The organism is Gilvimarinus algae, assembly GCF_030518215.1.
GTDB lineage: Bacteria > Pseudomonadota > Gammaproteobacteria > Pseudomonadales > Cellvibrionaceae > Gilvimarinus > Gilvimarinus algae.
Genome location: NZ_JAULRT010000059.1, coordinates 89,944 through 116,639, shown reverse-complemented (window position 1 = coordinate 116,639; position 26,696 = coordinate 89,944). Strand labels below are relative to the sequence as shown.

The window sequence follows — 26,696 nt, the reverse complement described above, 5'->3', positions numbered from 1 at the left end:
TCCTTTTTAGTTTTGGTTGGACGACAGGCCTATTGCGCCTGCCAGCGCCTAAGCCCGACAACAAACATCAGCGGCCAACTCTCATTCGCTTATCGCTTGCGATACTCTGCCGAAACGGCATGAGCTTCCAGGTCTTCGCTGCGGGCTAACACCGAGGCAGTCTCGGCCAATATAGAGGCACCCTCGGGTGAGGCAAAAATAATGGAGCTGCGCTTTTGGAAGTCGTAAACACCCAGTGGTGAAGAGAAGCGTGCTGTGCCCGATGTGGGCAACACATGGTTGGGGCCTGCACAGTAATCACCGAGCGCTTCGGGGGTGTGGCGGCCCATAAAAATGGCTCCGGCGTGGCGGATACGAGGCAAAAGCGCCTCGGGCTCAGCGACGGACACTTCGAGATGCTCGGGCGCGATACGGTTTGACAGAGTCACAGCCTCATCCATATCCCGGGCGAGAATCAATGCGCCGCGCCCGGCAAGCGACTGCTGGATAATAGCCTGGCGCGACATACCGGGCAGCAGGCGCCTCATTGCCGCCTCGACCTTATCGAGAAATTCAGCGTCCGGGCTGATCAAAATCGACTGCGCCTGCTCATCGTGTTCGGCTTGACTGAACAGGTCCATGGCAATCCAGTCCGGGTCGGTCAGCCCATCGCACAACACGAGAATCTCCGAGGGACCGGCAATCATATCGATGGCTACCTGACCAAATACGGCGCGCTTGGCGGTGGCCACAAAAATGTTGCCCGGCCCGACAATTTTGTCCACACGGGCGATCGTTTCAGTGCCATAGGCAAGCGCGGCTACCGCCTGGGCGCCGCCGATGGTGATCACCCGATCCACTCCGGCAATGGCCGCCGCCGCCAACACCATGTTGTTCAATTCGCCATCGGGGGCGGGCACCACCATGGTTAGCTCATCCACACCCGCCACTTTAGCGGGTATCGCGTTCATCAGCACCGATGACGGATAAGATGCCTTGCCTCCGGGAACGTACAAACCGACGCGCTCCATGGGCGTAATTTTTTGCCCGAGCACTGTGCCATCGGCCTCGGTGTACTGCCAGGAATCCTGCTTCTGATGCTCGTGATAGGCGCGCACGCGCCGGGCCGCCTCTTCCAGCGCGACGCGCTGTTCGGGGGCGATGGCACCGAGCGCCTCTCTCAAGGCAGCAGCACTGATCACAAACTCTGATAGAGAGCCGGCCTGGCGGCGATCAAAGCGGTTGGTGTATTCCACCACGGCGGCATCGCCGCGGCTTTTAACCGCCTCAATAATTTCGGCGACGATTTCAGCCACTTTATGGTCCGACACGGAATCCCAGGCCAATAGCGCATTGAGGCGCTGGCTGAAGTCGGCATCCAGGGTTGAGAGTCGGCTGATCATTGCGTGTCGCTCGTTACACATTCTACAAAAGGGAATTTGATTTAGCTTCAGCCAGCCGTTACGGCGGCCGCTATACCATCGATAATAGCCTGAATACGCACATGCTTCATCTTCATAGACGCCTTGTTCACGATCAAACGCGAACTGATGTCGGCGATGTGTTCGCGCGGTTCCAGACCGTTTGCCTTGAGGGTATTGCCCGTGTCGACAATATCCACAATCTCATCGGCCAGGCTCATAATAGGCGCAAGCTCCATAGCGCCGTAAAGCTTGATGATATCGCTCTGCTTGCCCTGGGCCGCATAGTACTGCTTGGCGATATTGACGTACTTGGTCGCCACACGAATACGCCCGTGTTTGGGCGGTGCACCCTTGATTGCCGCGGTCATCAGTCTGCAGCGGGCGATGTTCAAATCCAGGGGCTCGTAGAGACCGTCGGCGCCGTTCTCCATCAGTGTATCCTTGCCAGAAATACCCATATCCGCTGCGCCAAATTGCACATAGGTGGGCACATCGGCGCCGCGCAGCACCAGCAACTGAACATCTGGTTGGTTCGTGGCAAAGACCAACTTACGGCTTTTATCGATGTCCTCTTCCGGATGAATCTCGGCCGCCGCCAGCAGTGGCAGGGTTTCTTCGAGGATACGGCCCTTGGTCAGGGCGATGGTGATCATTTCACTCATGGCGGTCTCTGTCAGTTGGGCACCCGGCGGATATTGGCCCCGAGCATTTGCAGTTTCTCTTCAATACATTCATAACCGCGGTCGATGTGGTAAATACGATCGACCAAGGTGGTGCCATCGGCTACCAGACCGGCAATCACTAGGCTGGCCGAGGCGCGCAGGTCCGTGGCCATCACAGGCGCGCCCTTTAACGTCTCGACGCCAGTGATCAGCGCTGTATTGCCCTGCAAAGAGATGTTGGCCCCCATGCGATTGAGCTCGTGCACTTGAATCAGCCGGTTTTCAAAAATGGTTTCTGTCACCGAACTCGAGCCCTCGGCGACGGCGTTCATGGCCGTAAACTGGGCCTGCATATCCGTGGGAAAGGCCGGGTATGGCGCTGTTTTCAGGCTTACAGCGCGTGGACGATTGCCTTTCATGTCCAGGCTGATCCAATCGAGACCGGTCTCTATGTGGGCACCCGCCTCCTCCAACTTAAGAAGCACTCCCTCGAGGATGTCCTCGCGGGTGTCCTTGATGCGGATGCTGCCGCGCGTGGCAGCCGCTGCCACCAAATAAGTACCGGTTTCAATGCGATCGGGCATGATGTTGTAGTGACAGCCACTGAGGCGCTCTACTCCATTGATGACCAAAGTGGCGGTACCAATGCCCTCGATCTGCGCGCCCATGGCCACTAGGCAATTGGCCAAATCCACCACCTCGGGTTCACGGGCAGCGTTTTCCAGTATGGTGCGGCCTTCGGCCAATACAGCCGCCATCAGCAGGTTTTCGGTGCCACCAACGGTCACGGTATCCATGAGAATGTGCGCACCTTTCAAGCGACCATCGCTGCGGGCGCGAATGTAGCCCTCGTCCACCTCGATACTGGCGCCCATGGCCTCTAGGCCGCGCAGGTGAATATCCACCGGCCGTGAACCAATGGCGCAGCCACCGGGGAAGGAAACGTTGGCCACCCCGTGACGCGCCAGCATGGGCCCGAGTACAAGAATCGAAGCGCGCATGGTTTTCACCAGCTCGTAGGGGGCGGTGAAGTCGTTGATGGCGTTGGCATCAATCTCCACCGACATACGCTCGTCCACAGTCACCCCCACCCCCATGCAGCGCAACAGCGCGAGCATGGTGGTGATGTCGTTCAGATGCGGCAAATTGGAAATATGAATCGGACTATCGGCCAGCAAGGTTGCCGCCAGAATCGGCAGCGCCGAGTTTTTTGAGCCGGAAATACGGATCTCGCCCTTGAGCGGCCCGGCCCGGTTGATCATCAGTTTATCCATGGAGTGCCTGTTACCCGTTGCTGCTGGCAGATTCTTCCGGCGTCAGCGTTTGCATGTGCACCGCGTGGATTTCACCGCTAGCGATGCGGTCGTTAAGCACGGCGTACACCATTTGCTGCTTTTTCACCGGGCTAATGCCGGCAAAAGCCGGGCTGACAACCCGCACGTGCACGTGATTGCCTTCAATTTGCACCTGCGCCTGGCTGTCGGGTACGGCGTTTTCAATGAGTGCCTGTAGCTGTTCGGCTTGCATAGAATCCCCATAGGGCAAGGCCCGCAACCAGTGCGGGCGGTTTCAATCTGAGGGTGGGAATCTTACCGGATTGCGCCTTGCGGCGCACCCCGGCGAGGGGAGATCAGGCTTTATCGGCGTCCCAGTGGTCAATGACTTTGGCCACATCGCCTTTGTACTTGTTCGCCAATTGCTCAAACTGGCTGCTGAAGGAGCTGCCAAGGTTGGCGCCATTGAGCACCAGATTGATCAGCTTCCACTGACCCTCGCGGTTTTTCCCCATGGTGTAGGAGAGTTTGTGGGTCGCCCCCTGATACTTGACCTCCTGATCCACGGTCACCCGGCGCTTATCACCCACGGACTCGCTGGCCGGCAGCACGCGAATATCGCTGTCGGCATAGGTAGCAATGCCCTTGGCATAGGTAGAAACCAGCCCGGTCTTGAATTTCTCGGCAAACGCTTTGCGCTGCTCCTCGGAGGCGGCTTTGTAATAGTCGCCCATAACCACCCGGGCAATGTAATCAAAGGCCACCACTGGCTCCAGCGCCTGGAGCACCTGAGCATCGTAGGCGGCTTTATCGCCGCCGCTGTTGTGGGCACGCGCCGCACTGACCAGTTTATCGGTGACCTGGCTGACCACCTTGTAGGGGTCCGCTTCCTGGGCGAAGACACCACTGATCGGCAACGCCAAAAGCACCATTACCCACAGGCGGCCGGCAACAGCCACAAAGCCCGAATTCTTCATCTTTCTTTCCTTTTGCTGAACCAAGTTGACAGTGATCTGTGCACCGGGAGCGGCGCGGACAATTGCTGCGTGAGGCGTAACACTATACCATTTGCGCCCGGTCGATACTATTTGAGCTGCCTCTGACCGTTACAATCCGAGATTCGTTCCACACCCTGAGAGTTTTCTATGACCGACCTCTGGTTTCCCGCTTTGCTTGTCCTGATTGGCTTTGTCGGCCTCATATGGAGTGCCGATCGCTTTGTCGGGGGTAGCGCAGCGTTGGCGCGTAACTTTGGCATTTCAAAGCTCATCATTGGCCTGACGATTGTCGCCTTTGGCACTTCCGCTCCCGAGGTGATCGTTTCGATTAACGCCGGCCTGCGCGGGGCCGGCGATCTGGCCGTGGGCAACGCGCTGGGCTCCAACCTGGCCAACATCGGCCTGGTACTGGGCGTGACCGCCCTGATTGCCGCCCTGCCCGTACAAAACCATTTGCTAAAAGTGGAAGTGCCTCTGCTGCTATTGGTCACCGCATTGGCCGGATGGTTCCTCTTTGACGCCCAACTGGGCCGGCTTGAGGGCTGGCTCTTGCTTCTGACGCTGCCCTGCGCCATGGGCATCATCATCTGGAGCAAGCGCCACCACCCTGAAGAAGTGGACGAAGAGATCCCCACCATGACCCGCGGCAGAGCCTTTTTCTGGTTTGCTCTTGGTTTGGTACTACTCATCATCAGCTCTGACCTGCTTGTGCGCGGCGCCAGCGAGCTGGCACTGGCTTTTGGGGTCAGCCCACTGATCATCGGCCTAACGGTGGTAGCGGTAGGCACCAGCCTACCGGAGCTGGCCGCCTCGGTGGCGAGCGCTATCAAGGGGCATCACGACATCGCTATTGGCAATGTAATCGGCTCCAACATGTTTAACCTGCTGGCGGTGATGGCAATTCCCGGCATCATCCAGCCGCTAACCATGGAGACAGACGTGTTCAGCCGCGACTATCTGGCCATGGGCGGACTGACGGCGCTCTTGGCACTGGCTCTCTATGCCAGCGGCTTATTGCACCGCCATCGCGGCGGCGCGAGGCTTGGCAAGGCCATAGGCTTGCTGCTGCTCGCACTCTATGCTGGCTACTACGTACTCTTGCTCGGTTGATTGCCTATCATTGCGTATAATGACTGGCCCGGACGAACACAACGCCTATGAGTTCATTTGACTTTACAGCCTCCGCGCGGCGCACCATCGAGCTTGAGTCGCGGGCCGTCGCCACCCTAGCCGAGCGTATTGACGGAGCCTTTACCCACGCCTGCGAGCGTATTCTCGAGTGTAAAGGCCGGGTTATCGTCTCTGGCATGGGCAAGTCCGGACACATGGGCAAGAAAATCGCGGCCACACTGGCCAGCACAGGGACACCGGCGTTCTTTATGCATCCCGGCGAAGCCAGCCATGGAGACCTGGGCATGCTCACGCGCGACGACCTGCTGATCCCCATTTCCTACTCCGGTAACTCGGCCGAGTTAATCACCCTGCTGCCGCTTATTAAGCGCATGGGCGTCGCCATGATCGCCATGACGGGCGACCCCAACTCAACACTGGCGAAGACGGCGGATGTCCACCTCTCTATTGCCGTTGAGCGTGAGGCCTGTCCGCTGGCACTGGCACCCACCTCAAGCGCTACCGTGACTACCGTGCTGGGTGATGCGCTGGCCATTGCCCTGCTCGAAGCGAGGGGATTTACCGCCGAAGACTTTGCCTTCTCTCACCCGGGTGGCGCGCTCGGGCGGCGACTGCTACTAAAAGTTGAAGATGTAATGCACACCGGGGCCGAGCTGCCAGTGGTCTCGCCCTCGGACAGCCTTTCGCACGCCCTGCTGGTGATGAGCAGCAAAGGTTTTGGCATGACCACGGTGCAAGAGGGCGGCCGGCTACTGGGCGTTTTCACCGACGGAGACCTGCGCCGCAGCATTGATCGCGATGTCGACATTCGCACGGCGCACATTCGCGATGTTATGACGCCGGCCCCAAAAACCATTCAGCAAGATACACTCGCAGCCGAAGCGTTGAAAATCATGGAAGATCGCAAAATTACCGCTCTGGTCGTGGAATCTGATAACGGTGCCGTGGTCGGAGTTCTGCACATGCACGACCTGCTGCGCGCCGGCGTGATGTAATACGGAATCGTCTATGACCGAACAAACCTTGGCGCTGGCGCGCCGTATCAAACTGCTGTTGTTGGACGTCGACGGTGTGCTCACCGACGGACGACTTTACTTCGACAACAACGGCAATGAAATGAAAGCCTTTAGCACCCTCGACGGCCACGGTATCAAAACTCTGCAAAAGAGTGGCGTAAGGGTGGGCATTATCACTGGGCGCACCAGTGAGCTGGTCGCACGACGCGCCCGCGATCTAGGCATCGGCCTGCTGGTTCAGGGCCGCGAAGATAAATGGCAGGCGCTGCAGGAGCTGCTCCCCGAGTTGCAGCTCGCCCCCCAAGACATCGCTTATATGGGCGACGACTGGCCGGACCTGTCAGTCATGACCCGCGTCGGCTTGGCACTGACCGTACCGAACGCGCACAGTGCGGTAGCCGAGCGCGCCCACTGGGTTAGCCACAACGCCGGTGGCGAGGGCGCCGTGCGCGACGCCTGCGACCTGATTATGCAGGCTCAGGAGACCTATGCCACCGCTCTGGCGCCCTACCTCGGGCAGGACGACTGAACATGCGTCCGCGCCAGCCCAAATCCTGGATCCTATTGATTGCGTTGTGCAGCGCACTGGTCTATGTCGCGCTGCAGTACTCGCCCCGCGATCTGATGGGGCCGGATACCGAGGACAGCCAAGCGCGCTACCCCGAAACCTACATCGAAGGCATGAGCGATCGGGCCTACGCGGACACCGGCACGCTCAGGCACACCCTGAATGCCGAGCGGGTGATCTACTACACCGAACAGGGACAAACCAAAGGCTTCGTCGAACAGCCCCATTTGGTGTTCTTTGCTCAGAGCGATAGCCCCCCCTGGCACCTTAGGGCCGAGCGCGGCGTCGCGGACACCCAGCGCAACACCCTGACCCTGAAAAACAATGTTACCGCTTACAGCGATCACCCGGAATTTGGCCGCATTACCGTGGATACTGACGACCTGCTGATCGACACGGTGCGGCAATTCGCCCAGACCGATAAACCTGTTACCATGCGAAGCGCCCGCGGGATCACCAGCGCGGTGGGCCTGAACGCCGAACTCGAAAGCGGCCGCGTGGAGTTGTTATCCGAGGTACAAGGTATCTATGAACCCCAGTAAATGGCGCCGCGCGCCACGCAGGCTGTTCGCACTGCTACTGGTACTGGCCGCGGCCGGCGCCAGTGCTTTGCCGGAAGACCGACAACAGAGCTTCCAGCTGCAGGCCGATCAGCAGACTTTTGACCAAAAAAATGGCCGGGTCACCTATACCGGATCGGCGCGCCTGCAACAGGGCTCGCTGATCATCAACGCCGATCAAATCGTCGTTGAGTTTGCCGCCGACAACAGCGTCAAACAAATTACCGCTACTGGCTCACCGGCTCACTTTCAACAGCAGCCCAGCCTCGAGCGCGGCATCGTCACCGCCCAAGCTCAAGAGATTGTCTATAACAGCGAGAAAAATACCGTCTCCATGAGCGTCAAGGCCCGCCTAGAGCAGGATGGTGCGGTAATGGAAGGCCACAGCATTCACTATGACTTGACCCGCGAGTTGGTGAGCGCCGAGGGCGATGGCGAATCGAGCGAGCCGATCAGAATGGTCATTCCACCGGCAGTCATTGAGCAGTAGTATGGCGACACTGAACGCAAGCAACCTCGCCAAGAGTTACAAGGGTCGGCAAGTCGTCATCGACGTTTCGCTGAGCGTTTCGAGCGGCGAGATTGTCGGCCTACTCGGCCCCAACGGCGCCGGTAAAACCACCTGTTTTTACATGATCGCAGGTCTCGTGCAGGCCGATCGCGGCAAGGTGTCCCTGGACGACAAAGACCTGACACGCATGCCGATTCACGGTCGCGCCCGCGCCGGCATCGGCTACCTGCCTCAGGAAGCCTCAGTGTTTCGAAAGTTGTCCGTCGCCGACAACATCATGGCCATTTTGCAGACCCGCAAAGACCTGGATCGCAGCGCTCGCGAGCAGCATCTCGAGTCCCTGCTGCAGGAGTTTCACATCACCCATATACGCGACAGCCTCGGTATGGCCCTGTCCGGCGGTGAGAGACGGCGTGTGGAAATTGCCCGGGCACTGGCCACAGAACCCGCGTTTATCTTGCTTGATGAGCCCTTTGCCGGGGTGGACCCCATCTCCGTGAGCGACATTCAGCAGATTGTGCGCCACCTGAAGGACCGCAATATCGGCATCTTAATCACCGACCACAATGTACGGGAAACCCTGGGCATCTGTGAGAAGGCCTATATCGTCTCTGAGGGACACATTATCGCCGAGGGCAGCGCCGAGCAGGTGTTGAGTAACGCCAAGGTTCGCAAAGTCTACCTCGGGGAACACTTTGTTCTCTAAGCGGCACAAATAAGCGGCCCCATCTGCCGCCAACATCTTGACATTTGCAAATTCTACGTTCATAGGCACAAAGCTTGCTTAACAGTATTGCTTGCAAGCGGTATGCTGACTAAACTCTGCGGTTACATCGTGTCGAATTGATCGGTTAACTATGAAGCAATCGCTACAGCTCAAGCTGGGTCAACAACTGACCATGACGCCTCAGTTGCAACAGGCTATTCGCCTGCTGCAACTGTCAACGCTGGACTTACAGCAGGAAATCCAGGAAGCGCTGGACTCCAATCCAATGCTGGAAGTAGAGGAAAACCTCGACGGCGAAGTTGACAAATCCGCCAGTGACGACAACACCCGTAACGACGAGAGCTCCGACCTTGGCAATGGCGAGACCGTAAAAACCCGGGAGGAGCGCAACGACGAGGGCGACACGGCTGACGGTGAATGGAGCGAGGCTATCCCCCAGGATTTGCCCGTGGACACCAGCTGGGACGATGTCTACGACACCTCCGGTCCGACACTTCCGGCCAGCAACTACGAGGGCGACGACTCGGACTTCGAAAGCCGCCGGGGCAGCACCGAATCACTCTACGACCACTTGATGTGGCAGCTGAACCTGACCCCCCTGTCGGAGCGCGATGAAATCATCGCTATGGCCATTATCGATGCGGTAGAGCAAAGCGGTCTGCTCAGCACCAGCGTTGAAGACATCTATGAAGGGCTGGCCAACAGCCTGGAAGAGCTGGAACTGGACGAAGTACAGGCCGTCCAGCATCGGCTTCAGCAGTTCGACCCCTGTGGCGTCTGCAGTGAGAGCCTAGTGGATTGCCTGCTGGTACAACTGGCCCAGTTCGACAAAGACACCCCATACCTGGATGCCGCACGGCAAATTGTTCAGCACCACTTGCAGCTGCTGGGCAGCCGCGACTATCGCCAACTAATGCGCAAGACCCGCCTCAAGGAGCCGGAACTGGCCCAGGCGGTAGCCTTGATTAAAACGCTCAACCCCCACCCGGGCGAAATTATCGACACCCGTGAGACCGAATACGTGGTTCCGGACGTCTTTGTCGAAAAGCGCGATGGACGTTGGACCGTTGAGCTCAACCCGGATATCGCACCGAGGCTGCGCATCAACTCGGGCTACGCATCGCTGGTCAAGCGCGCCGACTCCAGCCGAGAAAACACCTTTTTGAAGAACAATCTGCAAGAAGCGCGCTGGTTCCTCAAAAGCCTCCAGAGCCGTAACGAGACACTCCTCAAGGTTGCCACCTGCATCGTAGAAAAGCAGCGCGGCTTTCTCGATTACGGTGCCGAGGCCATGAAACCGCTGGTTCTGCACGACATTGCCGAGCTGGTGGAAATGCACGAATCGACCATCTCGCGGGTAACGACGCAAAAGTACATGCACACACCTCAGGGGATTTTCGAGCTCAAGTACTTTTTCTCCTCACACGTCAGTACCGACTCGGGCGGCGAGTGTTCGTCTACGGCAATCCGGGCTATTATTAAAAAGCTCGTCGCCGCCGAGAACCCGAAAAAGCCCCTCAGCGATAGCAAGATCACCGAAATGCTATCGGAGCAGGGCATTCAGGTTGCTCGCCGCACCATCGCCAAGTACCGCGAGTCTCTGAACATACCGCCTTCCAATGAGCGCAAGGCTCTGGTGTGAGTGAGTCAGAGCCTGTACTCTGAATAGCAGACAGGCAATTACTGGACAAAAGGGCAAACCACCCTGACAAGAGGACAGATTATGCAAGTCAATATCAGCGGCCATCATCTCGACGTAACCGAAGCCATTCACAACTATGTGGACAGCAAGCTTGAGCGCCTGACCCATCACAGTGAGTTTATTACCAGCATTAACGTCATTTTGACGGTTGAAAAGCTGGTGCAAAAAGCCGAAGCGACGATTCACGTCAATGGCAAGGATATTTTTGCAGATGCCGAGTCAGAAGATCTCTACGCGGCCATCGACGCCCTGACCGACAAGCTTGATCGCCAACTGATCAAGCACAAAGAAAAACTCAAAAGCCATCGCTGATCACCATGCACATTGAGCAAATACTCGCGCCCCAAAGAACACTGAGCCATATTGAAGGGGTCAGTAAAAAGCGGGCTCTGGAAATTCTTGCCAACACCATTGCTGAGCAGGAGCAGGGACTGGATGCGGACGACATTTTCCGTCGTCTGATTGCCCGCGAGCGACTGGGCTCCACCGGCATTGGTCACGGCGTGGCCATTCCCCACTGTCGCATTCCCGGCTGCGCCGCCACTCTGGGGGCACTGATCACCCTCAAAGAGCCCATTGATTTCGATGCGGTCGACGGGGAGCCGGTGGACGTACTTTTTGCCATGCTGGTGCCAGAGCAAGCCAACGATGAGCACTTGCAGACCCTGGCATCGCTTGCCAGTGCACTTAACGACGACGGATTTCGTCAGGCGCTGCGCAGCGCCGATACGGCCGCGGTGCTCTACCAGACAGCCATCGATCACTGACACTGACCGGGAAAGTCACCTATGCATTTAGTGATTGTCAGCGGCCTCTCCGGGTCGGGAAAGAGTACCGCGCTCAACGCTCTGGAAGATGCGGGTTACAACTGCATCGACAACTTACCGGTTAGCCTCCTACCGTCACTGATCGCCCAGATCCAAATTCACAAAGATGCCGAGAACCAAAACTTTGCCATAGGCATTGATATTCGCGATGCTTGGCAGGACTTGGGGATTTTCCCGTCCATGATCGGCACATTGAAAGACGCCCACCTGCCTTTCACCGTGCTGTTTCTCGACGCAGACACCAAAAAAATTGTCCAGCGCTTTAGCGAGACGCGCCGCAAACATCCTTTAAGCGATAAACATCGGCACCTGACCGAAGCGATTAATACCGAGCACCAGCTGCTCGAACCCATGCGCGACAGTGCCGACCTGGTGATCGACACCACAGCGCTAAACCTCCACCAGCTACGCGAACTGATTAAGTCCAGAGTGGCCGAGCCCCACGCCGACGGTATGGCTGTGCTCTTCGAATCCTTCGGCTTTAAGCATGGTCCGCCCAGTAACGCCGATTTGGTATTTGACGCCCGCTGCCTGCCTAACCCGCACTGGGAGCACCATTTGCGAACGCAGACAGGTCTGGACAGAGATGTTATCGATTTTCTCGATGCCGAAAAGCTCGTACAGGAAATGTACGAAGATATTAAAGGTTTTCTGGGACGCTGGTGGAAGCACTACCAGGCCAACAATCGCAGTTACATAACCATTGCCATCGGTTGCACGGGCGGCCAACACCGCTCTGTCTACTTGTGCGAAAAACTACAGAGCCACTTTAGTCAAGAACTGGACAATGTTCAGGTACGTCACCGCGAACTGAATCAGGATCATACCGAGCACCATTAAATGCCCGAAAGAACGGTTACCATTGTCAATCGCAAGGGGCTACACGCGCGCTCAGCCGCCAAGCTGGTGGCCTTAACGCGCGAGTACAACTGCGCCGTTGAGCTGCGCCTGCCGGAGAAAAGTGCTGACTGTGCCAGCATGATGGCACTGATGATGCTCGCCGCCGGCCTCGGTACCGAAATTTGCGTCTACACCAACGGCGAAGATTCCGAGGCGGCACTGGACGCGGTTTGCGCCCTGATCGAGTCCGGTTTTGAAGAGAGCGAAGAAGACTGAAAATGAACGACTATTACGACGACGAAGAACATCTGGGCCCGAGTAAAACCCAACGCAAGCGCGAGATGCACGCCCTGCAAGAGCTCGGCCGACAACTGACCGAGCTCAAGGAATCCCAGCTGGCCAGCATCGAGCTGCCGGAAGAGGTGTTGACCGCAGTCAGAGAAATGCAGCGCATCCGACAGAATGAGGCTAAGAGACGGCACCTGCAATTTATCGGCAAGCTGATGCGCAATGTCGATGGAGAGCGTGTCGCAGCGGACATCGATGCTATTAAGTCCGCCGGCACCCTCAGCGTGCAGCGCCAACATCTGATTGAGCAGTGGCGCGATCGGCTGCTCAGCGACAATGATGCCTTGTCAGAGTTTATCAGCCAGTACCCCGAGGTGGATATTCAGCACTTGAGACAGCTTGTCCGCCTGGCGCAAAAAGAGCAATCACAACAAAAAGCCCCCGCTCACGCCCGCAAACTGTTTCGCTACCTTCGAGACACCTTGGCCGCTCGCGACTGAGTTTAGTCGCCGGCCTCTGCGGCGCTTTGAAACTCGCTGACCGGATCATCCCAATCCCCACTGATCCGGTAGCTAACACTAGTGGCCTTGTTCATTTGCTCTTCAAACAGTTTACTGATGACAAAGACGCCGGCGGCGGCGGGCAGCCCGGCCGCCAACGCGGCAATCACCGTCAAATTACCCGCCATGGGCAAGGTAGCCACCAGCTGTGTATCCAGCGTTTGCTCCACCAAGTCGACGGAACCTGTCAATTGCATACGGCTTGAGGGGCTGCGCATTTGAATCGGGTTTTTAATGTGCAGGCTCCCCTCATCAAAAACCAGTGTGCCGGTTATGCTATCGAAGGTTAGCCCGCTTTTGTATAAGTCGGAAAAATCCAGCCGCAACCGCCGCGCTAAAGAGTCGAAATTAAACAACCCCATTAAACGCAACAGGCCTTCCCCAGCACCCGAACCGTCGCGAATAAACCGCCCCCGACCGAGCCGGGTATCCATCACCCCGGAAAGAGTCACCAAGTCAAACTCCAGAGGACTGCCGGGCCAACTGAGATCCAGCTGATACTCGGCCGAATCACTCTCAATGTTAGGCGGGGCCTGCCAAAGCCTGAGCACTTTAGCCATATCATCGGTAGTGACCTCGCCACTGAAGGCGGTGCGATTGATGTCGCTCAACAACCAGGTCAAATTCGCGCCGGGCGCTTCGCCCTGCCCGGCCACTCGCAGGCCGCGAATATCACCAATGATGTCGGCCAGTTGCAGGCGATCGGCCGCGGGACGGAAGGCAAACGCCCAGCGACCATAATCGCCGCCAGCGAGCTTTAAACTCTCGATGGTCACATCAGCGGCGCGCCAGCCCGCCAGGCGGCTGGCATCAAAATCGCCGCCTATCTGCTCATCGGCGTTCTCAACCGGCAACAAAGACTCGGGTATATCCAGCTCAGCGAGAGACAGGCGCAAAGGTTCAGCGCTGTCAGCAGGCCAGAAAAGTTCGCCGGACACGGCTTGATTGTTGAACAAAAAGTCCCAGCCACCTTCGAGTTGGCGCGCCCGCAGACGCAAATTGGTCAGCGCCATCGGCCCCAATGGCTGGCGCGCGAGCACAAGATCCACGCTCAGAGGGACGTCGAGCTGCCCGCCGCCGAGCCCCGCGGCTTCGCCGTCACTGCCAAGGGACTCGTGCTGCTGCCGATAGCGGTCTATGACATCCAACCAGCGCTCTGGCTGCAGGTACTCCAGCTCACCGGCAATATGGAACTCCGGAGCCAGAGTCAACTCAGGTTCACCGCCAAGGCTTAGCGAGCCGTTGAGCAATTCGCCGCTGCCCCCCTTAAGGTGCAATAGCGCGCGCAACTCATCCAAATAATGGACATCCACCAGGGCGGTCTGCGCCCCGAGGATGTAATTGGCAGCCAGCACCCCGGACTCTCCGGCCACCTTGCCCAGCGGCTCGGGCAAATCCACCGCCACATCCGCCAAATCCGCGTTGACGGCCACGGCGGCCACTCGCCGGTCCGACGAGGCACCCTTCCCAGCCGAGGAGGTATGATTGAGCTCGACATGGACATCCAGTGGCAACTCACCCTGAGCGAACAGCAGTGCCGGCTGGCGGCTCCAGATCGCGAGCTGCTCGGCACTGGCCTGCGCCCTTACATCAATCACTGTGATGTTTTCTTGATCAGCCCCTTGTTTTGAGCTGAGGGCAATAGTCGTCGGATGACCAAACATACTCGCGCGTAATTTCTCTGAGCGAATACCGCTGGTATTGTCATAGGTCACACGACCGCTGAAATCAGCGAGCTCCAGCCGAAAGTTATCCAAAGCAAAGGTTTCGGCATCGATATCGAACGCCAGCTTTTGATGGCCGCCACGACTACCTTCCGTTAGCGGAATCGCCAGATCAATCGCAGCAGACAACTCACCGTGCAGGTACCAGCTGTCCATATGGCTGCCCACGTATTGGCGCAGGACGCTCTGGCGCAATATCCGCAACCCGTCGCTGGCGATGCCATCGACCAGCCCCGCCACTTCGAGCAGACGTCCCTCGTCACTCGGATTGTCTGTCATCGCAATCCTGGCATCGTAAACGCGGCTGTTGTATACGCGCCCCTGGCGCAAACGCCCGTGCACATCGCCATCATCAATAACGAGTCGTCCCTGCAGGTCGTGCACCCGAGGCCAGTTATCGTGATAAATAAACGAACCATCGGTCACGGTAAGATCCAGCCCGACGCTGCGCGCCAGTGCGCTTTGATCGTTGAGTGAACCGCGATAGACAAAGCTGCCGCGCGTGGCCCGCCCCGGATTGTCACTGCCGATACCGCGATCGAGATACTCGCGCAGTGACTCAGGGACTATAGCTGGCAGGTACTTGCGATACTGAGTTGCCCTCACATCCATTGCCGCCAGCGCGATGGTCAGATCAATGGAGCCGGTGTTGCGCTCAAACGGAAGCGACAGATGAAACTGCCCGCGGGCGCGCTCGGCACCGTCGCTCAACGTCAGCGGCCCGGAATAAACATCCACCTGATTGTCTTCCGGGCGCAACAGCCAAGCCACCTGCCCGCTGGCACTGTCAAAGTTCAGGGGCTGATCGTAGACCTCTTCGACAATCATTGCGAAGGGCCCCTGACGATCAATCTGCACCTGCCCTTGTGTCGCTCCCACTTGCAGATAGCCATGAATATGCTCAAACGCAGGCGCCCGATTCCAGCTGTCCAGGCTCACATCGGCGATCTGCGCCCGCAGCTCCCACGCACGAGGTTCCGCAGGGGGGAACGACACGGCCACATGAGTCAGCGCCCCGCGCGCGTTTAGGTCTTGTACCAGGGCCTCTAGGCGCCCTCCTTCGGCAAACACGCCGGCGCCGAGCAGCCAGTCGCTGAGCCAGGCGAGATCCAGTTGAGCCATACGCGCGATCATCGGAGCCTCAGAGCCATCGCGCTCAATAGATAGGCTCAACCCACCGCGAGAACGCCCCTTGAGCGCGACAAACAAAGAGTCTGTGCCAATCTGCCAGTGCTGCGACCCACTGAGCGTGCCGGAGAGCTCGGCGCGCAGCTGATCCACATTAAGACGCCCTGCCGGCGAAGGCAGGCTAAGATCAGTCAGAGCCAGCTCTCCGCTCAACTGGTAAGGCTCACCGCCGCGGGGTTTATGCAACCAGATACTGGCATCCACCGCGCCCTGCACCGAAGATTCAGCAAAGGTGGTTTGACTAAAGGGGAGTTTTCGAAGCTGCAGATACCCGTCTATCTCACTGCGAGCCAGACGCGGATCGCCATTGGACTCCAGCAGCAAGAAGAGCGCATTGGGGCGTTCTTCCACATCCAAGTGCAGCAGCAGACGATGGAAGTCGCCGCGATTTTCCAACAGCAAACTGGGCGACTCGAGACTCAGGCGCTCACCGCTTTGGAACCGCACATCGAGCTGAGTGCGCTCGAAGCCGATACGACGGGCCGCCAGGAGAATGTCCACCAGCTTCTCCTGCATCTGCGGCGCCATGGCCTCATCGCCAGTGTTGGCCCCGCGAATGCGCCAGCGGCCCGTCTCGTCCTCAATCAGGCTCATGCTGCCACCGTTCAAGGTGACATTACTCCACACTGGCGTAAAGGCAATGGCGCTGGACAGCAAATCAAGCCTTAGGCGAGCGTGCTTCAGAGCAATGAGCAACTCGCCCTGCTCGCCGTACACAGCAATATCGTCGACATCGAGCAGTGGCTGCAAACCGTCCCAGTGCCCCTCTAGGGCGCCCAGTGCGACCCGTGTGCCCGTCTGCTCGGACAACAGTGCTGCAAGCTGTTCGTTATAGTCGGACACCAAATAGGTAAAGCTGCGGCCGAGTTGCACAACCACCGCTAGCAGAATGACCGCAAAGGCAAGAGTTAGATAGAAGGTTCTCAGAAGAGTCCGGAGCAGCCGCCGCATCAATCAGCTCCCCGCGCATTCGCTCAAGCAAAAGTGAGCAGTAGAAAAGACGTCACACCAAGACAATGTCGTACTGCTCCTGATTGAACAGAGGTTCAACCTGAAATTCGATGGTACGGCCTATAAAAGCCTCTAGATCGGCCACATAGGCGGCCTCTTCATCGAGCAGACGGTCAACCACCACCGAGGCGGCCAACACCAAAAACTTTTCGTTATCGTAGGCCCGGGCTTCGCGCAAAATTTCGCGAAAGACTTCATAGCAAACGGTTTCAGCCGACTTCACTTCGCCCCGGCCGCGGCATACAGGACAGGTCTCGCAGAGCATCTGACCCAGCGATTCTCGGGTGCGCTTACGCGTCATTTCCACCAGACCCAACTCAGACACACCGGTAATTTTGGTTTTGGCGTGATCTTTCTCCAGCGCCTTTTCTAGGGTGCGCAGCACCTGGCGCTGATGTTCTGGGTCCTGCATATCGATAAAGTCGAGAACAATAATGCCACCAATATTGCGCACCCGAAGCTGCCGGGCGATCGCCCCCGCCGCCTCCATATTGGTTTTGAAAATTGTCTCTTCAAGATTGCGACGCCCGACAAAGGCACCGGTGTTGACATCGATGGTGGTCATGGCCTCGGTCTGTTCGATAATCAGATAGCCACTCGATTTGAGCGCGACACGAGTATCGAGCGCTTTGGCAATCTCGTCCTCCACACCATAGAGATCAAGCAGCGGCCGCTCTCCCTGGTAGCATTCGATAATATTGATCAGCTGAGGGCAATACTCGTTGGCAAACTCGCGCATCTGCGACCAACTCTGACGTGAGTCGACGCGGATTTTTTCAATCGGAGATCGCGCCAGATCGCGCAGCGAGCGCAGAGTCAGCGGCATATCCTCGTAGATAACCGCCGGCGCCTCCACAGCGGAGAGCTTATCGTTAAGGTCTTGCCAGAGCTTTTGCAAAAAGGGAATGTCGGCCACCACAGCGTCTTCTTCGATGCCCTCGGCGACAGTGCGGACAATAAACCCGCCACGGCCACCTCCCTCTTTGACAGAGGACTCCACCGCTGTGCGCAGGCGCTCGCGCTCTTTGTCGTCATCAATACGAATGGACACCCCAATATGAGGGCTGTTGGGCATGTACACCAGATACCGGGAAGAAAGAGTGATGTGGGTGGTAAGCCTCGCACCTTTCGTGCTGATGGGGTCTTTGCTGACTTGTACCAAAAGGGTCTGCCCCTCGCGCACCAGTGTGCGAATGTCGGGAAGCTCTGTGCGTCTTGGCTCGCCCTCCACCAGCTCCGGGGTCAGTTCCTGAGCATGGATAAAGCCCGTTCGCTCTAGACCAATATCGACAAACGCCGCCTGCATACCCGGCAGCACTCTCACAACCTTGCCCTTATAGATATTGCCGACAAAGCCTTTGCGGTGAATACGTTCGACGTGAAGCTCCTGCAAGACGCCATTGTCCACGAGGGCCACCCGGGTCTCTACCGGCGACACATTGATCAAAATTTCTTCGCTCACCGCCACGCTCTCTTAACTCGGGATCACCGGATTCGGGCCTGTTGACACTCGCTCATACCTGCCACACCGGGATATTGTACTGCGACAGCAGCTGCGCTGTCGTCTCCAGCGGCAGACCGACGACCGCAGAATAACTGCCCTGAATACGGCTGACAAATACGGCGCCCAGACCTTGAATGGCATAACTCCCCGCTTTATCGACCGGCTCTCCGGTATCCCAATAGCGGTTTATTTCGCCAGCGTCCAGAGTACGGAACCTAACTCGAGTTTCAACCACAGCCTGAGCTTCGAGACGCCCATCGGTAAGTGCGACGGCAGTCAGCACCGTGTGCTCCCGCCCGGACATGGCACTCAACATGCGGTGGGCATCGTCGCGATGATGCGGCTTTTCCAACACTTCACCGTCGAGCACGCCCAGGGTATCGGCACCGAGTACCACCCCCGGCTGACCGGCTAGCCGCGCACGGCCCGCGCGCGCCTTATCCAGAGCCAGTCGCTGGACGTAGGACTCAGGCGTTTCAGCGGCGGCGCGTACCTCGGGCACGTCCACCCTAAGCACTTCAAACCGCACGCCTATCTGACTGAGCAGTTCCCGGCGCCTGGGAGAGCCGGAGGCCAAATACAGAGGGGGTGGTGTGACCTGGCTGGAATTCATATTGGCTCCTATATCTGCCGCGATATACGATAACGCCGACGAACCGCATCGAGAATCAACGCCAGCATGGGCCAGACACTGGCGCTGGCCAGAGCCGGCATCATAAATTCGAGCCCGGCAAACTCCCTGCCGGCAAGCGATTGCACCCAGTAGGCCACCAGCTGGGCCAGCACGACAAGGACGAACACCCACAACGCTTCCTGCCAGCGGGCAAAATGGCGCATTCGACGGTAGGAGCGCAGGCAGAGATAACCCACCAGTGTCAGCATAAGCGGATGTTGGCCCAGCGGCGTGCCCACAATAACGTCTTGCAGCAGCCCGAGAATGAGTAACAGCGTCATGCTGGTACTCTGAGGTAGCACATAAATCCAGTAAATGGCCACCAAAAGCACAAATTGGGGACGGAAGATCTGATGCTCGAATTCTAGCGGGTAGATATCAAGTAGCGTGGCCAGCAGGATTGTCGCCAGCACCAACGCGTATGTGACAGGCCGGTCACCCCCCATCTGTCAACGCCCTGCCAGCGGCGAATCGAACACCAGAAGAACGTTGCGGGCCCGGTCCATTTGCGCCATCGGCCGTGCGATGATTTCCGCAAACGGCTGCCCCGGGTCGCGAATAATCTGCTCCACAACCGCCACCGGATAGCCCGAGGGAAAACGCTGGCCAAGCCCGGAGCTGACCAGCAAGTCGCCTTCACGTATGTCCGTGGTATTGGACACATGTCTGAGCTTAAGGCGCGAGAGATCACCCGTGCCCTCAGCGATGGTTCTGACGCCATTGCGATTAACCTGCACAGGCAGTGCGTGAGAGGGGTCGGTCAGCAAGAGCACCCGGGCACTGGCAGAGCTGACTTCAATTACCTGGCCCATAAGACCCTTGGCATCCAATACCGGCTGGCCTTCATAGACACCGTCATCGCTACCGCGATTAAGCACCAAGGTGTGGCTCAGTGGATTTGGCGACACCCCTATCAACTCGGCCACCAGAACGTCATCTTCCAGCAACTCGGTAGCATTCAGCAGTTGCCGCAGGCGCACATTTTCCGCCGCCAGTGCCGCCATTTGTTGCAACTTACGCTGGTGAATCAACAACTCGGACTCAAGCCGCTGCTTTTCCTGCAGCAGGGTCGCTCGGGAGACGAACGTCTCCTCGCGCCACTCGTTGATGCGGCGGGGCCAATCAGTGACTTGATAAAGGGGTTTGGCAACAGCGCTCAACTGTCGGCGGGGTTCATCCAACCAGTCGGTATAAAGGGACATCAACACCAGTGACAGCGCTATCAGGCTGAACAGAGCAAAGCGAGAACTGACGGCGGGGCCTTTGGTAAAAAGCGTTTTAATGGCTCTTGCTCCGACGTAACCGGCAAAGTGGTCCGCAGGCCCCAGCGCCGGCGGACTCGATCTTACTCAACCCGGCACGCTGACAGGCCGGGGGGGCCTCAGGAGGACAATAGGTCAATATTTCGCTTGTCGTTCATTTCCATGGCAATGCCGCCGCCGCGCGCAACGCACGTCAGGGGGTCTTCAGCCACGACAAAAGGCAAACCTGTCTCGTTCGCCAGCAGCCGATCGATATCCCTAAGCAGGGCGCCGCCACCGGTCAGCACCACACCGCTTTCAGCAATATCCGAAGCCAGCTCCGGGGGAGACTGCTCCAGCGCACTTTTCACCGCCTGAACGATACCTGCCAGGGGCTCCTGCAGCGCTTCGAGCACCTCATCACTGTTCAGAGTAAAGCTGCGCGGAACACCCTCGGCGAGGTTGCGGCCCCGAACGTCAATTTCGCGCACCTCAGAGCTGGCGTAGGCACAGCCCACCTCCTGCTTGATGCGCTCAGCCGTGGCATCGCCAATAATACTGCCGTAGTGCCGACGTACATAATTGACAATAGCCTCGTCAAAACGATCCCCACCAATGCGAACGGAATCGGAATAGACCACACCGTTGAGGCTGATAACGGCGATTTCGGTGGTCCCACCGCCGATATCCACCACCATGGAGCCACTGGCTTCCGCGACTTTCAAGCCGGCACCTATGGCCGCCGCCATGGGCTCCTCTATCAATCTGACCTCCAGCGCACCGGCGCCGAGCGCTGACTCACGAATGGCCCGCTTTTCCACTTCTGTGGACAGGCAGGGGACGCTGATCAGTACCCGGGGGCTAGGGGCAAACCAGCTGTTCTCATGAACCTTGCGAATAAAATGCTGAAGCATCTTTTCAGTAACCTGAAAATCGGCGATTACACCGTCTTTAAGGGGGCGAATGGCGGTAATATTGCCGGGGGTCCGCCCCAGCATGCGCTTCGCCTCAGTACCGACGGCCTCGACAATTTTTTGCCCGTTGTGATGGCGAATGGCGACCACCGACGGCTCGTCGAGCACAATGCCCCGGCCGCGCACGTAAATCAGTGTATTTGCTGTACCCAGGTCAATGGAAAGGTCGTTGGAAAAAGCGCCGCGAAGATATTTAAACATGTGTGTTGCTGGCCTTAGATACTAAGAGTGCTCGAGTCACCCAAGAGGGAAACCCGAGCCGACTGTTCTGTTTCGCAAGCCCGTCTCAAGCGGGCCTTATGAATTCTTGAGCCTAACCGTCTGCGCCAGGGTTTAGAGTCGCTAACCACAGACCTCTCGGCAATGCTGGCACTCTATCAATGGCAGGGATTTAGGGCAAGGCGCAAATGTGATAACTTTAGCGCCTTTTCAGGCAATATCGGCATTTTTGCACCTTTTGTGCTGTGCACTTGCCTTATTCCCCTTAAAATCGCGCTTTTGCCCACCAGGGCCAAAGGTAATATTGGAGCGAGACCCATGGCGGTAGATCAATCAGACATTGAAAAACTGGCAGAGTTGGCCAGGCTGGAGATTTCCCCAGAGGCGGCCAGCGCTGCGGCGCAAAGCATATCTCAGGTACTGGAGCTGGTCGGCCAGCTGCAGGCAGCGGATACCTCTGGCGTAACTCCCATGGCGCACCCTCTGGACGCGGTACAGCGGTTGCGCGCCGATGAAGTCACAGAAACCGACCAGCGCAGTTCCCTGCAAGCCATGGCACCGGCCATTGAAGACGGTCTATATCTGGTTCCGCGAGTGGTCGAATAGGCCCGGCGACACCTGAGCTACTTTTACAGCCCTCCTACCAAGGATACTGTTCATGCATACCAAAACCATTGCCCAGCTCGTCTCGGGGTTGCGCAGTAAAGCTTTTTCCAGTGTTGAACTGACCCGTCACTATCTAGACCGGATCAACTCACTGGACAGTAAGTACAACAGCTTCGTCACCGTCACCGATGATATCGCCCTCGCGCAGGCCGAGGCGGCCGACCAACGTCTGGCGGCAGGCGACGCTTCACCCCTTTGCGGCATTCCCATTGCCCACAAAGACATATTCTGTACCCTGGGTGTCCGCACCAGCTGTGGCTCAAAAATGCTGGATAACTTTATTGCCCCATACGACGCCACCATCGTCGAGAATTACCAACGTGCTGGCGCGGTCATGCTGGGCAAAACCAACATGGACGAATTCGCTATGGGCTCGTCGAACGAGACCAGCTACTACGGTCCGGTAAAGAACCCGTGGAACACCCAGTGCGTGCCCGGCGGCTCCTCCGGCGGCTCAGCCGCGGCGGTAGCCGCTCTATTGGCGCCGGCCGCCACCGCCAGCGATACTGGCGGCTCGATTCGCCAACCGGCGGCACTGTGCGGGCTGACAGGAATCAAACCCACCTACGGCAGGGTCTCGCGCTGGGGTATGATTGCCTTTGCCTCAAGCCTCGACCAGGCGGGCACGCTCACCCACACCGCCGAAGACGCCGCCATAATGCTCAACGCCATGGCAAGCTTTGATGCCAAGGACTCAACCTGTGTTGATCAGCCTCTGGAAGACTACACAGCGCCACTGGGCGACAAACTTGACGGACTCACCCTCGGCATTCCCGAAGAGTATTTCGGCGAAGGACTCAACCCGCAGACGGCCGAGCGGGTGCAGGCCGCTATCAAGGTGTATGAATCACTCGGCGCCAAGGTGAAAGCCATCAGCCTGCCTCATACTCACCTGGCGGTGCCAGCCTACTATGTGATCGCACCAGCCGAGTGTTCGGCCAACCTGTCACGCTTTGATGGCGTACGTTACGGCTACCGTTGCGCCGAACCGAAAGACCTTGCCGACCTCTACAAGCGCTCGCGCGGCGAAGCTTTCGGCGACGAGGTAAAACGCCGCATACTGGTTGGCACCTACGCTTTGTCAGCGGGTTACTACGACGCTTACTACAACAAGGCTCAGCAAGTGCGTCGCCTGATCAAACAGGACTTTGTCGAGGCCTTCAAAGACGTCGACGTGATTGTCGGCCCGACCGCTCCCAATCCAGCGTTTGAGTTTGGCGCCAAAGGCGACGACCCCGTGGCCATGTACCTGGAAGACATCTACACCATCGCCACCAACCTGGCCGGCTTGCCTGGACTCTCCATTCCCTGCGGCCTGGTCGACAACAAACCCGTGGGCCTGCAACTGATTGGCAATTACTTCGCCGAAAGTAGACTGTTGAATGCCGCCCATCAATTCCAGCTCGCCACTGACTTTCATCAGCAGCTGGCCCCGGAAACAGCGTAAATAGAGGTAGCGAACATGGAATGGGAAACCGTTATCGGGCTGGAAATTCACGTACAGCTCGCCACTCGATCGAAAATATTTTCCGGTGCCAGCACCGCCTTTGGCGCCTCGCCAAATACCCAGGCCTGCGCCATTGACCTGGCCATGCCCGGAACCTTGCCCGTGGCCAACGAAGAGGCTTTCCGCTTTGCCGTTATGTTCGGCCTGGCGATGAACGCCGAGATCGGCAAGCGTTCAGTGTTCGAGCGTAAAAACTATTTTTACCCCGACCTGCCCAAAGGCTACCAGACCACTCAGCTTGCTGAGCCCATTGTTGGCTCAGGGGTGATAGAGATTGAGCTGGGTAACGGCGAGCGCAAGTCTATCCGCTTGCATCATGCGCACCTGGAAGAGGACGCCGGCAAGTCGCTGCACGAAGACTATCACGGCATGAGCGGCATTGACTTGAACCGCGCAGGGACGCCTCTGATTGAAATTGTCTCCGAACCGGATATGCGCTCAGCCGAAGAGGCGGTGGCCTATTTAAAGAAAATTCACTCCATCATTACCTACCTCGGCATTTCCGACGGCGAAATGTCGCAGGGCTCCATGCGCTGCGACGCCAATGTGTCGGTGCGCCTGAAGGGCGATGAAACCCTCGGCACACGCTGCGAAATCAAGAACATCAACTCGTTTAAGTTTGTCGAAAAAGCCATTAAAGTCGAGGCAGAGCGCCAAATTGACCTGATTGAGGATGGCGGCAAGGTCGTACAGGAAACCCGTCTCTACGACTCAGAGAAAAACGAAACCCGCTCAATGCGCAGTAAAGAAGTGGCCAACGACTATCGCTACTTCCCCTGCCCGGACCTGCTGCCGGTGATCCTGGACGACGACTACATTGAGCAGATCAGACAGTCACTGCCCGAACTGCCGGATGCCAAGCGCGATCGGTTTGTCAGCGAATATCAGCTCTCAAGCTACGATGCGGCCGTATTGACCGCCGATCGGGCCACGGCGGATTTCTACGAAACCGTCGCCAAAACCTCCGGCGAACCAAAGCTGGCAGCCAACTGGGTGATGGTAGACTTGGCCGCGCACCTCAACAAAAGCGAGCAAACACTAGCCGACTGCAAAGTGAGCGCCGAACACCTGGCCGGGCTGATCAGCCGCATCAAAGACGGCACCATCTCCGGGAAAATTGCCAAGCAAGTCTTTGAGGCCATGACCGAAGGCGAAGGCTCCGCTGATCAGATCATCGACAAACGCGGCTTGCAGCAGGTATCAGACACCGGGGCTTTGGAAAAAATGGTGGATGAGGTTATCGCCAACAACCAGAGCCAAGTGGACAATTATAAAGCGGCCGATGAGAAAAAACGGCCGAAAATGCTGGGCTTTTTCGTCGGCCAGATCATGAAGGCGAGCAAGGGGCAGGCGAACCCTCAAGCTGTGAACGAGATTCTACTGAAGAAGTTGGACGAACAATGACCGTAAAAAAAGACAAGCAAAAAGTATTGGGAGAGGTGTTTGATGACGAACGCATCAAGAGTTTCTTCCTGTATCCCGCGCCAGATGGCGTAAATCAGGACTACCACCTGCTGGAAAAGGCATACCGGGGAATGCGGGAAGAAAACTTTGCAACCTTCGTGCGCTTTTTTGTGGAGCAAGGCCGTGACCTGAATGCCACCGGTCCGGACGGCAAGACCTTTCTGCAGACAATCAAAGCGCACCGGCACGCAGACGACTATGTTGCGGCGCTGGAACAGGCCGGCGCTCACTAAATGCAGGGCAACCCGGCCAAGGCTCTTGAATACTTGAGCCGCGGGGCGCATATCATTACCGCCCCGGGGCTCAAGCGTTTTATCGTCGTTCCCCTTGTAGCCAACCTGCTGGTTTTTGTGCTCACCACCGTGGCGCTGGTGCACCTGTTCAGTGATTTCCTCGCGCTAATGATGGATTGGTTGCCGGGCTGGTTGGAATTTCTCGCCTGGGTGTTGTGGGTCATCTTCGCTATCGCGGTTTTGTTTGTCTATGGCTACAGCTTCAATCTCATAACCAATCTGATTGCAGCACCGTTTTATGGCGTTCTGGCAGAAAAGATCGAGCAACACCTAACCGGAGCAGCGCCGCCACCAGAGAGCTGGGGCGAGCTCATTCCCCGCACATTGGGGCGAGAACTGATCAAACTCTGGTACTTTATCACCCGCGGCTTATTGATTTTGGTGCTGATTGTTTTTAGCTGGTTTATCCCTGGAATCAACTTGCTGGTATTATTGATATCAGGCTTATGGGCAGCCTGGTGTATGTCGGTGCAGTATGTGGACTACCCGGCCGACAATCACCAAACTCCCTTCCCGGCGCTTCGCAAAAAGCTCGGACGGCGCCCTCTTACCAGCTACCCGTTCGGCGCCCTGGTGATGCTTGGCAGCATTGTTCCGATAGTCAATATTTTTGTAATGCCAATCGCCGTCGCTGGTGCTACCGTTTACTGGGTTGAGGAGTTGCGCCCTCAACCCACCACTGTCAGTCCCTGAAGTTGGAAAACTGCAGGGGCAGCCCAACATCGGCGCTTTTGAGAAAAGCGATCACTGCCTGTAAGTCATCGCGCTTCTTGCCCGTTACCCGCAGTTGATCCCCCTGAATTTGCGCCTGGACTTTAAATTTTTCATCTTTAATCATCTTGACGAGTTTCTTGGCCAGCTCGGTTTCAATACCGGTTTGGACGACCACTTCCTGAGTCATATGCTTACCACTCATCCTGCAGGGCTTGACGTCCAGGCAGGCAATATCAATCTGGTTTTTATGCACCGCACTTTGCAGAATATCCAGCATTTGCTGTAGCTGAAACTCGGCCTCGGCGGTCATGGTGACCAAGTAATCCTTGCGCTCAAAGCTGGCATCAACGCCTTTAAAATCATAACGATTGACGATCACCCGACTGGCCTGATCGACGGCATTGGTCAGCTGGTGCTTATCCACCTCGGATACTACATCGAATGATGGCAT

The 26,696-nt window shown here is 57.5% G+C and carries 29 protein-coding genes; 17 read left to right on the top strand and 12 right to left on the bottom strand.

The genetic code is table 11. The features are described from left to right. Positions 1 to 89 precede the first annotated feature (89 nt). The 5 genes from hisD to QWI16_RS11840 form a co-directional block, all read right to left on the bottom strand. Positions 90 to 1,382, bottom strand: coding sequence for a histidinol dehydrogenase (gene hisD / locus QWI16_RS11860; protein ID WP_302713381.1), 1,293 nt, complete (start codon positions 1,380 to 1,382; stop codon positions 90 to 92). A gap of 47 nt (positions 1,383 to 1,429) precedes the next feature. Continuing rightward, a complete protein-coding gene (gene hisG, locus QWI16_RS11855) occupies positions 1,430 to 2,065 on the bottom strand; it encodes an ATP phosphoribosyltransferase (protein WP_441294562.1) in 636 nt (211 codons plus the stop codon). 11 nt (positions 2,066 to 2,076) lie between these two features. Next, positions 2,077 to 3,339 (bottom strand): UDP-N-acetylglucosamine 1-carboxyvinyltransferase, encoded by a 1,263-nt coding sequence (gene murA / locus QWI16_RS11850; RefSeq protein WP_302713379.1) that lies wholly within the window; start codon positions 3,337 to 3,339, stop codon positions 2,077 to 2,079. Between the two features lie 10 nt (positions 3,340 to 3,349). Beyond that, complete coding sequence (locus tag QWI16_RS11845) at positions 3,350 to 3,592, bottom strand: BolA family protein (protein ID WP_302713377.1); 243 nt, start codon at positions 3,590 to 3,592, stop codon at positions 3,350 to 3,352. A 103-nt stretch (positions 3,593 to 3,695) separates the two neighbouring features. Next, complete coding sequence (locus tag QWI16_RS11840; protein ID WP_302713376.1) at positions 3,696 to 4,316, bottom strand: MlaC/ttg2D family ABC transporter substrate-binding protein; 621 nt, start codon at positions 4,314 to 4,316, stop codon at positions 3,696 to 3,698. Between the two features lie 168 nt (positions 4,317 to 4,484). Here QWI16_RS11840 and QWI16_RS11835 point away from each other — a divergent pair, with 168 nt between their 5' ends. The 12 genes from QWI16_RS11835 to yjgA all read left to right on the top strand — a co-directional run bounded on the left by QWI16_RS11835 (position 4,485) and on the right by yjgA (position 13,007). After that, positions 4,485 to 5,447 carry a calcium/sodium antiporter gene (locus QWI16_RS11835; protein WP_302713375.1) on the top strand — a complete coding sequence of 321 codons (963 nt, stop codon included), beginning with the start codon at positions 4,485 to 4,487 and terminating at the stop codon, positions 5,445 to 5,447. A gap of 47 nt (positions 5,448 to 5,494) precedes the next feature. Then, the gene (locus QWI16_RS11830) at positions 5,495 to 6,463 is read left to right on the top strand and encodes a KpsF/GutQ family sugar-phosphate isomerase (protein WP_302713374.1); all 969 of its coding nucleotides are present in this window, start codon (positions 5,495 to 5,497) and stop codon (positions 6,461 to 6,463) included. A 13-nt stretch (positions 6,464 to 6,476) separates the two neighbouring features. Further along, positions 6,477 to 7,013, top strand: a complete 537-nt coding sequence (locus QWI16_RS11825; protein ID WP_302713373.1) for a KdsC family phosphatase — start codon at positions 6,477 to 6,479, stop codon at positions 7,011 to 7,013. A gap of 2 nt (positions 7,014 to 7,015) precedes the next feature. Continuing rightward, complete coding sequence (gene lptC / locus QWI16_RS11820; protein WP_302713371.1) at positions 7,016 to 7,594, top strand: LPS export ABC transporter periplasmic protein LptC; 579 nt, start codon at positions 7,016 to 7,018, stop codon at positions 7,592 to 7,594. Next, positions 7,581 to 8,102, top strand: coding sequence for a lipopolysaccharide transport periplasmic protein LptA (gene lptA / locus QWI16_RS11815; RefSeq protein WP_302713369.1), 522 nt, complete (start codon positions 7,581 to 7,583; stop codon positions 8,100 to 8,102). Before lptC ends, lptA begins: the two co-directional genes overlap by 14 nt. A gap of 1 nt (position 8,103) precedes the next feature. Then, on the top strand, positions 8,104 to 8,829 hold the full coding sequence (gene lptB, locus QWI16_RS11810; protein WP_302713367.1) for an LPS export ABC transporter ATP-binding protein: 726 nt from the start codon (positions 8,104 to 8,106) through the stop codon (positions 8,827 to 8,829). A gap of 151 nt (positions 8,830 to 8,980) precedes the next feature. Continuing rightward, on the top strand, positions 8,981 to 10,492 hold the full coding sequence (locus tag QWI16_RS11805; RefSeq protein WP_302713365.1) for an RNA polymerase factor sigma-54: 1,512 nt from the start codon (positions 8,981 to 8,983) through the stop codon (positions 10,490 to 10,492). 81 nt (positions 10,493 to 10,573) lie between these two features. Next, positions 10,574 to 10,864 carry a ribosome hibernation-promoting factor, HPF/YfiA family gene (hpf, locus tag QWI16_RS11800; RefSeq protein WP_302713363.1) on the top strand — a complete coding sequence of 97 codons (291 nt, stop codon included), beginning with the start codon at positions 10,574 to 10,576 and terminating at the stop codon, positions 10,862 to 10,864. A gap of 5 nt (positions 10,865 to 10,869) precedes the next feature. Next, positions 10,870 to 11,319, top strand: a complete 450-nt coding sequence (gene ptsN / locus QWI16_RS11795; RefSeq protein WP_302713361.1) for a PTS IIA-like nitrogen regulatory protein PtsN — start codon at positions 10,870 to 10,872, stop codon at positions 11,317 to 11,319. Between the two features lie 21 nt (positions 11,320 to 11,340). Then, positions 11,341 to 12,219: an RNase adapter RapZ gene (gene rapZ / locus QWI16_RS11790; RefSeq protein WP_302713359.1), complete on the top strand. Its 879-nt coding sequence runs from the start codon at positions 11,341 to 11,343 to the stop codon at positions 12,217 to 12,219. After that, positions 12,220 to 12,495, top strand: a complete 276-nt coding sequence (locus QWI16_RS11785; RefSeq protein WP_302713357.1) for an HPr family phosphocarrier protein — start codon at positions 12,220 to 12,222, stop codon at positions 12,493 to 12,495. 2 nt (positions 12,496 to 12,497) lie between these two features. Next, positions 12,498 to 13,007, top strand: a complete 510-nt coding sequence (gene yjgA, locus QWI16_RS11780; RefSeq protein ID WP_302713355.1) for a ribosome biogenesis factor YjgA — start codon at positions 12,498 to 12,500, stop codon at positions 13,005 to 13,007. Between the two features lie 2 nt (positions 13,008 to 13,009). Here the strand turns inward: yjgA and QWI16_RS11775 are convergent, their stop codons facing one another. The 6 genes from QWI16_RS11775 to QWI16_RS11750 form a co-directional block, all read right to left on the bottom strand. Next, positions 13,010 to 16,930, bottom strand: a complete 3,921-nt coding sequence (locus tag QWI16_RS11775) for a YhdP family phospholipid transporter (RefSeq protein WP_302713353.1) — start codon at positions 16,928 to 16,930, stop codon at positions 13,010 to 13,012. Between the two features lie 52 nt (positions 16,931 to 16,982). Further along, positions 16,983 to 18,452, bottom strand: a complete 1,470-nt coding sequence (rng, locus tag QWI16_RS11770; RefSeq protein WP_302713351.1) for a ribonuclease G — start codon at positions 18,450 to 18,452, stop codon at positions 16,983 to 16,985. Positions 18,453 to 18,504: 52 nt separating this feature from the next. Next, positions 18,505 to 19,107 carry a Maf family protein gene (locus tag QWI16_RS11765; RefSeq protein WP_302713349.1) on the bottom strand — a complete coding sequence of 201 codons (603 nt, stop codon included), beginning with the start codon at positions 19,105 to 19,107 and terminating at the stop codon, positions 18,505 to 18,507. 8 nt (positions 19,108 to 19,115) lie between these two features. After that, positions 19,116 to 19,613, bottom strand: a complete 498-nt coding sequence (mreD, locus tag QWI16_RS11760) for a rod shape-determining protein MreD (RefSeq protein WP_302713348.1) — start codon at positions 19,611 to 19,613, stop codon at positions 19,116 to 19,118. A 3-nt stretch (positions 19,614 to 19,616) separates the two neighbouring features. After that, positions 19,617 to 20,450 carry a rod shape-determining protein MreC gene (gene mreC, locus QWI16_RS11755; RefSeq protein WP_302713656.1) on the bottom strand — a complete coding sequence of 278 codons (834 nt, stop codon included), beginning with the start codon at positions 20,448 to 20,450 and terminating at the stop codon, positions 19,617 to 19,619. Between the two features lie 98 nt (positions 20,451 to 20,548). Beyond that, on the bottom strand, positions 20,549 to 21,583 hold the full coding sequence (locus QWI16_RS11750; protein ID WP_302713347.1) for a rod shape-determining protein: 1,035 nt from the start codon (positions 21,581 to 21,583) through the stop codon (positions 20,549 to 20,551). A gap of 336 nt (positions 21,584 to 21,919) precedes the next feature. On the opposite strand from QWI16_RS11750, the gene gatC reads away from it, so the two are divergent. The 5 genes from gatC to cysZ are packed head-to-tail and all read left to right on the top strand — an operon-like array spanning position 21,920 to position 26,224. Beyond that, positions 21,920 to 22,207, top strand: a complete 288-nt coding sequence (gene gatC, locus QWI16_RS11745; protein ID WP_302713345.1) for an Asp-tRNA(Asn)/Glu-tRNA(Gln) amidotransferase subunit GatC — start codon at positions 21,920 to 21,922, stop codon at positions 22,205 to 22,207. A gap of 52 nt (positions 22,208 to 22,259) precedes the next feature. After that, positions 22,260 to 23,714, top strand: coding sequence for an Asp-tRNA(Asn)/Glu-tRNA(Gln) amidotransferase subunit GatA (gene gatA, locus QWI16_RS11740; RefSeq protein WP_302713344.1), 1,455 nt, complete (start codon positions 22,260 to 22,262; stop codon positions 23,712 to 23,714). Continuing rightward, a complete protein-coding gene (gatB, locus tag QWI16_RS11735; protein ID WP_302713654.1) occupies positions 23,715 to 25,178 on the top strand; it encodes an Asp-tRNA(Asn)/Glu-tRNA(Gln) amidotransferase subunit GatB in 1,464 nt (487 codons plus the stop codon). It abuts the gene before it with no gap. Continuing rightward, on the top strand, positions 25,175 to 25,471 hold the full coding sequence (locus QWI16_RS11730) for a PA4642 family protein (protein WP_302713342.1): 297 nt from the start codon (positions 25,175 to 25,177) through the stop codon (positions 25,469 to 25,471). Before gatB ends, QWI16_RS11730 begins: the two co-directional genes overlap by 4 nt. After that, positions 25,472 to 26,224 carry a sulfate transporter CysZ gene (gene cysZ / locus QWI16_RS11725; RefSeq protein ID WP_302713340.1) on the top strand — a complete coding sequence of 251 codons (753 nt, stop codon included), beginning with the start codon at positions 25,472 to 25,474 and terminating at the stop codon, positions 26,222 to 26,224. On the opposite strand, the gene QWI16_RS11720 is transcribed toward cysZ, so the two are convergent. Further along, the gene (locus QWI16_RS11720) at positions 26,214 to 26,696 is read right to left on the bottom strand and encodes a YajQ family cyclic di-GMP-binding protein (RefSeq protein ID WP_302713339.1); all 483 of its coding nucleotides are present in this window, start codon (positions 26,694 to 26,696) and stop codon (positions 26,214 to 26,216) included. The genes cysZ and QWI16_RS11720 overlap by 11 nt on opposite strands.